The 8,083-nt window shown below is 50.6% G+C and carries 7 protein-coding genes; 4 read left to right on the top strand and 3 right to left on the bottom strand.

Features of this window, described 5'->3' with window-relative positions:
- Positions 1-166: 166 nt before the first annotated feature.
- Together B9Z48_RS17140 and B9Z48_RS17145 are read right to left on the bottom strand one after the other, a co-directional pair.
- Complete coding sequence (locus B9Z48_RS17140; RefSeq protein ID WP_108380012.1) at positions 167-1,489, bottom strand: hypothetical protein; 1,323 nt, start codon at positions 1,487-1,489, stop codon at positions 167-169.
- Positions 1,490-1,565: 76 nt separating this feature from the next.
- A complete protein-coding gene (locus B9Z48_RS17145; protein ID WP_158273306.1) occupies positions 1,566-3,785 on the bottom strand; it encodes a glycosyl hydrolase in 2,220 nt (739 codons plus the stop codon).
- 248 nt (positions 3,786-4,033) lie between these two features.
- Here B9Z48_RS17145 and B9Z48_RS17150 point away from each other — a divergent pair, with 248 nt between their 5' ends.
- From B9Z48_RS17150 to B9Z48_RS17165, 4 genes are all read left to right on the top strand, one after another.
- Complete coding sequence (locus B9Z48_RS17150; protein WP_108380016.1) at positions 4,034-5,365, top strand: hypothetical protein; 1,332 nt, start codon at positions 4,034-4,036, stop codon at positions 5,363-5,365.
- A 94-nt stretch (positions 5,366-5,459) separates the two neighbouring features.
- Positions 5,460-6,248 (top strand): family 16 glycosylhydrolase, encoded by a 789-nt coding sequence (locus B9Z48_RS17155; RefSeq protein WP_233261174.1) that lies wholly within the window; start codon positions 5,460-5,462, stop codon positions 6,246-6,248.
- Positions 6,249-6,289: 41 nt separating this feature from the next.
- Entirely contained in the window at positions 6,290-7,351 is a 1,062-nt protein-coding gene (locus B9Z48_RS17160) for a LacI family DNA-binding transcriptional regulator (RefSeq protein ID WP_108380020.1), read from the top strand.
- 221 nt (positions 7,352-7,572) lie between these two features.
- The gene (locus tag B9Z48_RS17165) at positions 7,573-7,857 is read left to right on the top strand and encodes a hypothetical protein (protein ID WP_108380022.1); all 285 of its coding nucleotides are present in this window, start codon (positions 7,573-7,575) and stop codon (positions 7,855-7,857) included.
- Positions 7,858-7,943: 86 nt separating this feature from the next.
- Here B9Z48_RS17165 and B9Z48_RS21920 read toward each other — a convergent pair.
- Positions 7,944-8,083 (bottom strand): ATP-binding protein (locus B9Z48_RS21920; protein ID WP_233261177.1); only part of this gene is annotated, 140 nt, incomplete at its 5' end.

The raw sequence follows: 8,083 nt of genomic DNA on the forward strand, positions 1-8,083 counted from the left end.
TTGGGTGGTCCAGTGGCGAACGCCAATTTGCCTGCGACCATGGAGGTGGATGACATTCGGGTGTATCGCAAAAACTAAAAAAACCGCAATGTCCAATTGGCCATTGCGGTTTCTAACGGTGAAACAAACGGGGCTGTCATCAGCCCAGTTTATCCATCAATAAAAATCAATCAATGGTGATGCCACCTTTGAGAACAACGGTTGTGGGATAAACACCACCGCCTGTTGCGGTTGTCAAGTTGGCACCGCTGGACACGCTGTTACGGCCAATGATTGCCGCACCACCACCAGCCCCAAGGAACTTAACGCTGCTGATAACAGGTGATGCCGACAAAGCTGCAGCAACATCGGTTTGTGCAATGCCCGTACCGCAGTCCTGCGCAACGCGGAAGTCATCACGAAGGTTCATCGTATAGGCTGTGGCATCCACCGAGGTCGGTGTTTTCACCCCATGAAGCTCAATATGGCAACCCTCTCCTACGGCATAACGTTTACCCAAAGTGATGACAACGCCAAATTTATTGTTGGCACCGCTGAACCATTCGGGGTTTTGGTTGAAGGTGAAATTGACTTTTGTTTGGTTGGTGACGGTGACCCCGTCTGTATCGGCAGTTGTACTCAAAGCAGTGATGTTGGGTGCAAATACTTCAATTTGGCTGTAAAGAGCAGATGCCGCGCTAGATGTTTGATAGTAAAAGCCCATATAACTGTCAGCACCAGACCCACCTGCAAAAGTGCCGCACGACTCAACGTTGCCATTGCAACTAAAACCGTCAAAGTTGCTGCCACCTGCTGATTTGATGGCCCCGCCCTCTGCGGTGAGTACAGCGCTGGTAAATCCAGAAGATAAGGTCAATACTGTTCCGCCGGTTGTTGGGGGTGTCACAACATCTGCGGCCTTCGCTGTGTACTTCAATTCGTCGATGTAATAGACCTCGTTTAATTTCGTATTGAAACCAGGGAAGACGCTGACCTTGTTGTATGTGATTGCAGGGTTTGCTGATGCATAGGTGAACGTCAGGGTTTCCCATTCGCCCGCCTTGGTGCTGGTAGCGTTTGCTTCAACATTCAGAGTGTCATTGGATGCATCTTCAATTTTCACCATGATGGTTTTACCCACTGCAGGAGAATAAACACGCAAGGTGATACCCAGAGCGGGGTCTATGCGAGTCACGGAGTTGCCTGCTCCGCCGAGGTGAACAGTTACACCAGCCCATGTCTCGGAACCAGTGGTTTTTGTCAACTTCGCGACCTTGTTGGTGGCATCTGCTGGATCATTTGCAACTGCAATGCCCAAAGTGCCAAAGTCGACCATACCCAATGTGGTCTCTGCAAAGTTGATGCAAGGTGCTGCCGTGCATGCACCTGTGCTGCCGCTTACCGCTGAGTTGTTGTTGGCGCCTGGTGTGGTGCCACCCCCGCCGCACGCTGAAAGCAATGCGGCTGCTGCGATGGCGCAAGCGGAAATTTTGGTGGGGAATGATCGCATGAAGGTCTCCTTTAGGTTTAATTGAAAGCGCTTTCATTTTTGATGAATAGATTGCGCTGGGGGTTGAAAAAGGGGATCAGGGGGAAACTTTTTTGCTGGCCTGCGCCAGGCTTCGGGGTGGCACTTGCAGAACTTGCCCATCACTGAAGGTCACGGTCTTGGCTTGCGAGCCAGCGTTGTAGGCCAGGTAGGTCCTCAGGCCATCTGAGCGTTTGAAGACCGAATACAAAGCGTGGTTGGCGCTGACGCTGAAATCGGGCACGCCCATTTTTTCCAGACTCAACATGAAGTGCAGTGCATGGGTGCGGGTATCGCCCAGTTCCACAGCGCCCCAGCGGTCCCACATGGCCAAGGCGGCCTTGGGGTCGGTCAGGGCCATGTACTTGGCAAACAAGTCTTGCCACATGTCGGTGGGGTTGGCGCGTTTGCCGCGGGACTCGTAAATGCGTGTGTCTTCCGGCAAAGTCGCTAGGCTTCGCTTGGTATGTGCTGGGTCTAAGCCCAGGTATGTGGAAGATGTCGAGATCGGCAGCAAGTTGATGCCTTTGATCTGGCGGGGTTCATCTGTCCACCAGGTGTTGTGTTTGTAAGCCCCACCAAAGAGCATGCTGACTTCTTTGTTCATGTATTCGGGTGCAAAAACCAGGTTGTGCACATCAAACCAGTAGTGGCGTATGGCTTCAATTTCGGTGGTGTACAGGTAGATTCCCAAATCGCGCAGCGCTTTGTCGCCTCGAATTTCCGCCCACAAGATCAGTGCTGACCAAGCATTGATGGCTTCGGATGATGATTCCTGGTTGTTGCCCAAGTCGCCCAAGCCAATGCCCGAGGCCCAGGAGTGCCCTTCGTAAATATCAAAGGTGCGAAGGAAAGGAAAGTCTTTTTTACCCCGTTCCGCAGTTGCAATGTCTTGAATGAGCAAGTTGGTCATTGCGCCCCATTGGGTATCTGAGGCCCACTCGGGATCGCGCAGCGCCAAGTCGGCCATGGTGCGTATCCAGTAGCCGTAGTGAAAGTGGTGGTCGTTCATTTGTTCGACCGCGAAATACTCCTCGGGATAGGCCAGCACCGTGCCCAATGTTTTGTCCAAATGGAAGTAGGTTTGCCTGTCCTTGCCCGAGAACCATTGCTCAATGCGGCCCTTGAGCAAGTTCTGTAAACGCTTGGCGGCTTCGGTATCGCCTTGTTGTTCGGCTACATCCAGGACTTTGCTGATTCGTTGCAGCCCTTTGCCCTGCCAATAGGGGCCATTGCCAATCTGAAGCATGTTGCGCCGGGCATTGCTGACGTCTGCTTTCAAGACGGCCTTGAGTTCGTCGTTGCGTGGATGATCTTTGAGGCCTGGCCAAAAAGGAACAAAACCGCGATAGGTCAGCTCGGTGGAAAACTGGTTAGCGGGCAACAAGCGGATGGCACCGCGAATGGTCTGGTATTGACCCTTAAGTTTTCCGATAACAGATTGGTTTTGGTGCCAGTGATGTGGGTAAAGGCCTAACAACGTCTTCGTCTCAGTGCCTTCCATGGCTTGTGTGGTGACGCTGTAATCAGTCCGCAGTGAATTGTTGGTTTCGGTGTAATGCCATGACACTTGGGTTTGGGTGATGTGAGCATGTGCATGGCGGATAAATATCGCGAGAGTCTCGGGCGAATTGTCGGGCAGCACTGCAGCCGAGAAATAGCCTTTGTCCATAGGCAAGTGGGCCACCCACTGTTGACCCAATTGCTCCCATCGCACACCACTTGGTCCAAAAATGGCATAGGTTTGACCTTCGCTGAGCAAAGTGAGAACGCGCTGGTCTGAGCTGAGTTGGGTACGCTGCGCTGCTGCTGAGGTTTGAAAGGATACGGAGCCACGACTGATGCGGCCATATACGTAAGGGCTACCGTGCGCCACAGTGAAGTCAAAGCGATCAGATCCAACACCCATACTGATGTCAATGGCCCAATCACTGGCTTTAGCCAACTTACCCTGAGAGGCCTTGAAATCTAGAGGTGTGATAACCAACGGCGCACGGTGGGGGTAATGGATCTCTGTGTCTTTGCGTTCAGTTGAAATGACTTGCCGCTTGGGCAATGCCAACTCAAAACCAGTTGCCGCAGCACGTACGGTGTAGGGTTGTGCAAAAAGCACTTCAGCTTTGGGACTGAATACAAGGCCCGAGTACCACTGGTTGGTGGGTACAGCTTGGCCTTTCATCGAGTCGGCCAGCCCGATCGCTTTGGGCGCAGCGTTGTCAGCTGTACGAGGCGCAAGCAACACTTGACCCGCGCCAAAAGGCATTGTGGATTGAGCCATGCTTGCGCTGCAGACCAACAAGCCTGATGCGACCAAGCACAAGTGTTTGATGATTTTCGTCATTTCTATTGATTCAAATGATGAGTTATCAGCCATCTTAATGAAAGCGCTTTCAAGACAATTAGGGGTTTTCCATTAATAAATCGAAAATAAATCATATGCCAAGGGTTTACCCCGAACAAAAAAAATTTGACACTCTGACTTTCGATGGATAAGCTAATGAAAGCGCTTTCAAAAGGAACCGACAAATGAACCCAAAATCCGAACCCAACTCTCCCTTGCGTTTTTCATTGGTACTCACTGCCATGGGATTGAGCATGACTTTGTCAACAAATGCCATGGCCGTTGACTTTGGCCCGTTCACTTTGACGGGCTTTGCCAAAGCAGAGGTTTCAAGAGCCAGCAACCAGTGTGCGGATTGCCAATTGAACGCCGGTGAATCGCGGCACCGGCCCTGGGCGGATGCTTTGGCTCCCGGAAAGCCATTTGGTACCAAACAGGGCAATGTCACATTGTTCCAACCATACTTGGGCACCAAGGAATTTGATTTAGGCCACGGTTTCAAAGTGAAGGGTTTGTTCAGTCAACGCTGGCGAGATGGCAAAGAAGACATTCCAGGCATTTGGTACGAGCAAAACGGAACATTGCTTCATGAGAATTACGGCAGTGTCCAAATTGGCGCATTTCCAACCCGCAGCTGGAGTTTGGCGGACTACCCCTACGGAACCAACGTCGGTATTGCTGATTCATGGGCTTCAAGCGGCGCTGGTTATGGTTTGCTACAGCGCGCAATACGCCTGGGTTTACCCTTGATGGATGTGGCCAATGGTGATCTTCATTTGGAGGCCACTTACGACGCAGGTGATTCAAAGTGGCAAGTCAACAAGCCTGAGTTTTATGAGCTGTACGCAAAATATGTGAAAGGGCCATTGGTATTGGATGCCGTTGCCCAATCAGCCAAAAATGGACAAGCCCTTTCATGGGGTCACGCACCGTTTGTGGCCACAACAACCCAACAGCCATTTATAGGACAAGACAATAAGCCATTGTTGGTAGATGGCAATCATCAATCAATTGTGATGTTAATGGCTCGTTACCAACTCAATGCCAAAACAGACTTATATGGCGGTATCCGACACAACCGATGGAGCGGCACAAAAGCCGTTGTCACAGGGTACGTAGCACCCAATGCGCTTTGGAACGACATGTTCAACGTTGATGGCGTTGATGCAGCCACGAACAAAGCCTACAGTGCAAGTTCAACTGACATCAGCTTAGGTGCTGTTTACAGGTTTGCTCCGAAATGGAATATCAACACAGGCATGGTTTACTTGGGCAAGGCCAACACCAAAAATCCAACAGATAGAGGCCAATCAAACACCCTGTTGCTCAACACCATTGGTCTCGGCTATGAGATTCAACCCGGGTTTTCAGTCTACGGTTTTGCTGGCTTGGTCAACTATGGCAAAAAAGGCTTGGCACCAATGAGCATGCCAGGTCATGCAGCATTCACAGGTGTGGATTCGCGGGTATCCAAGTCCGGCAATTGGATGGGAGCGGGACTTGTTTACACTTTCTAAAACTATGCGCACGACCGGAATTTGTGCAGCGCTAGCCATGCTGTGTTCTTGCGGGGGCGGCGGTTCTGATGTTACCGCGAACGTACCAAACACCTTGTCATTGATTCGTCCAGCCAACTACACATTGAAATGGTCTGATGAATTCACGACCTCAGGCTCACCGGGCATTGCGTGGACCTACGATGAAGGTGCGCCCTTGTTGGGTGGTAGTGTTTGGGGAAACAGCGAAAGACAGCTATACACCCGAGACAGCGCCAACGTCTTTGTCAGCAATGGTGAACTCACGATACAGCCTATTGCAGGCGTTCCTGAAAATTCGCCCACGCGAAACCCCACACTTTTGGCGACCTCAGCACGGATAAAAACCGACACATCAAGCTATTACAGTGCCTTGAACGGTACGCCCTACGGTTTTTATGAAATTCGTGCCAAAGTTCCTTGTGTAGGTGGTGCATGGCCTGCCGTTTGGATGATGGGCCAAAATGGTGAATGGCCAGCGCGTGGTGAAATTGACATCATGGAATGGTTTGGTCGTTACTTTGCGAACGACATCAACCAGGTCCAGTCAGGTGTGCACACAGCCAATAATTTTGGTGCAAATTCGCGGTATCAAAAAGCAAACGTATCGGGGATGTGTTCCAGTTATCACAACTTCCAAATGCACTGGTCGGCTCAAGAAATACTGATTGGAGTTGATGGTGTGCCGACTTTTTCTTATAAAAAACCGGTCGGCGCAGGTCAGGCGGACTGGCCGTTTGATCAACCCGCTCACCTGATTTTGAATGTTGCTGTCGGGGGAAATTTAGGCGGTGATGTGAACCCGCCTGACATACCATCAATGACCTTGAAGGTAGATTACGTCAAAGTTTGGCAAGCTCCGTAGTCGTTGATAATGCAATCGATTAGGTGTTTATCAAAGTTCATATGCGCAACCCCAGTCAGTCCCAAAACATTCAAATTCATCCCTTGGAGGTCGTCCCCATAAAAAAAAGGGCAACGCTGACGATGGTAGCCGAGCAGGCAGGTGTTTCCCCCAGCACAGTCTCGCGAATTCTGAACGGCACTGCACAGGTGAGCGAAGATAAAAAGGCATTGGTCAAGGCCGTGATCGAAGCATTGGATTTTCGTCCTGACCCAGCCGCAAGGAGTTTAGCTGGTGGGCGAACCATGAGCATAGGTGTGTTAACGCAGTTCATTGACAGCCCTTACTACGGCGAAGCCTTGCGTGGTATTGAAGATGAATTACAAAAGGCCAATTACGTCCCCTTGTTTGTGAGTGGTCACTGGAACGAGGCTGAGGAGCAAAACAGGTTGTTCATGCTTCAAGAGCGTAAGGTCGATGGCATCATTGTTTTGACAGGCAAATTGGCAGATGAAACCTTAATCGAGATGGCTGCCAACATTCCTGTGGTGGTCACGGGCAGGCGTTTAAGTGCAAAAGGTTTGTTCAGTATTGACTTTGACAATACTGAGGGTGCAAGTCTGGCGGTTCGCCACCTGCATGCTCTGGGCCACAATCGTGTGGCTTTCATTTCTGGACCGCTGGATCACCCGGATGCCAAGGAACGCTTGCAAGGCTTCAAAAGCGAGATTTTGAAGAAAGGAACGTCATTAGACGAAGAATTGATCGTGTGCAGTGATTACCAAGAGGCTGGAGGGTTCCGTGCGATGAATAGCTTGCTGAATTCACGTTTGCAATTCACAGCTGTGCTGGCGGCCAATGATCAAATGGCTTATGGCGCTCGCCTCGCATTGCACAGGTCAGGTTTAAGGGTGCCAGAAGACATTTCATTGATCGGCTTTGACGATCTCCCACATTCAGCATTCACCTTGCCACCTTTGACATCTGTTCGTCAGTCTGTTTACGAAATTGGTGCATCGGCCGCTAAAGCCATGATTGATATTTTGAACAAAAAAAATCCGCCATCAAGGCTAGTTGCCGCTGAGTTGGTCGTTCGTGAATCGACTCGAATCAATCGCCGATGAATTTTCTTACCGATGATTCAATTGAACACCTTTCCAACAACTGAGTCACCCTTTTTGCGCGGGGACGTCGGCGGGACCCATGCACGATTTGCATTGGTTTGTGAAGACAACTCTTGCATCACTCACGAAGTGGTTCTTCCTACGGTTCAGTTTCTAGAACTGTAAGCAAAATTAAGTTTTATATTTTTCGAATAGAAACTTCTTAAATATTTAAAAATGTATTGCCATCGGTTTTTGTCAACAAAGTTGTCTGCTTTTCTAAACGGTCATCGCAATTTTTTCAGGCGACCTCACCTGCTCCTGGCGGGTTCAGCCACACCTATTTGACTTGCTGCCAGTTGCGCGTTGTCACTTTTCACCATAAAGAGGCCAAGCTGTTTTTGACCAGACAGATCTCAGCTGAAGCAGCACAGGTGTTGCAGACCATCGTTCAGCAGCACTTCAAGCTGCGAGGAGCATGGGTGATGACCACCACCAAGACTTCGGCAAGTATTTGGGAAATCTGACCATGGTCAGCAACATGCTCCCTGATGGCCAGTCCAAATTCCCCCACCCGTGGCCACCCCAAATTCCCCCAGGCAGCGCTGCCAGATTATGACGTTTCCGGCTGGACGGCCAAGCGAGCAGCCGCCTCCTTGAGCCTGTAGCTCTTGCCCTCAAACTCCAACATCACGCAGCGGTGCATCAACCTGTCCAAAATCGTGCTGGCCATCGTGGCATCCCCCAGATACT

This window comes from Limnohabitans sp. WS1 (genome assembly GCF_003063265.1).
Taxonomy (GTDB): Bacteria; Pseudomonadota; Gammaproteobacteria; order Burkholderiales; family Burkholderiaceae_C; genus Limnohabitans_A.

Excerpts from the sequence above, each read along its gene's own strand:
- B9Z48_RS17150 (WP_108380016.1), top strand. The coding sequence starts at position 4,034 with ATGAACCCAAAATCCGAACCCAACTCTCCCTTGCGTTTTTCATTGGTA.
- B9Z48_RS17140 (WP_108380012.1), bottom strand. The coding sequence starts at position 1,489 with ATGCGATCATTCCCCACCAAAATTTCCGCTTGCGCCATCGCAGCAGCC.
- B9Z48_RS17160 (WP_108380020.1), top strand. The coding sequence starts at position 6,290 with ATGCGCAACCCCAGTCAGTCCCAAAACATTCAAATTCATCCCTTGGAG.
- B9Z48_RS17145 (WP_158273306.1), bottom strand. The coding sequence starts at position 3,785 with ATGGCTCAATCCACAATGCCTTTTGGCGCGGGTCAAGTGTTGCTTGCG.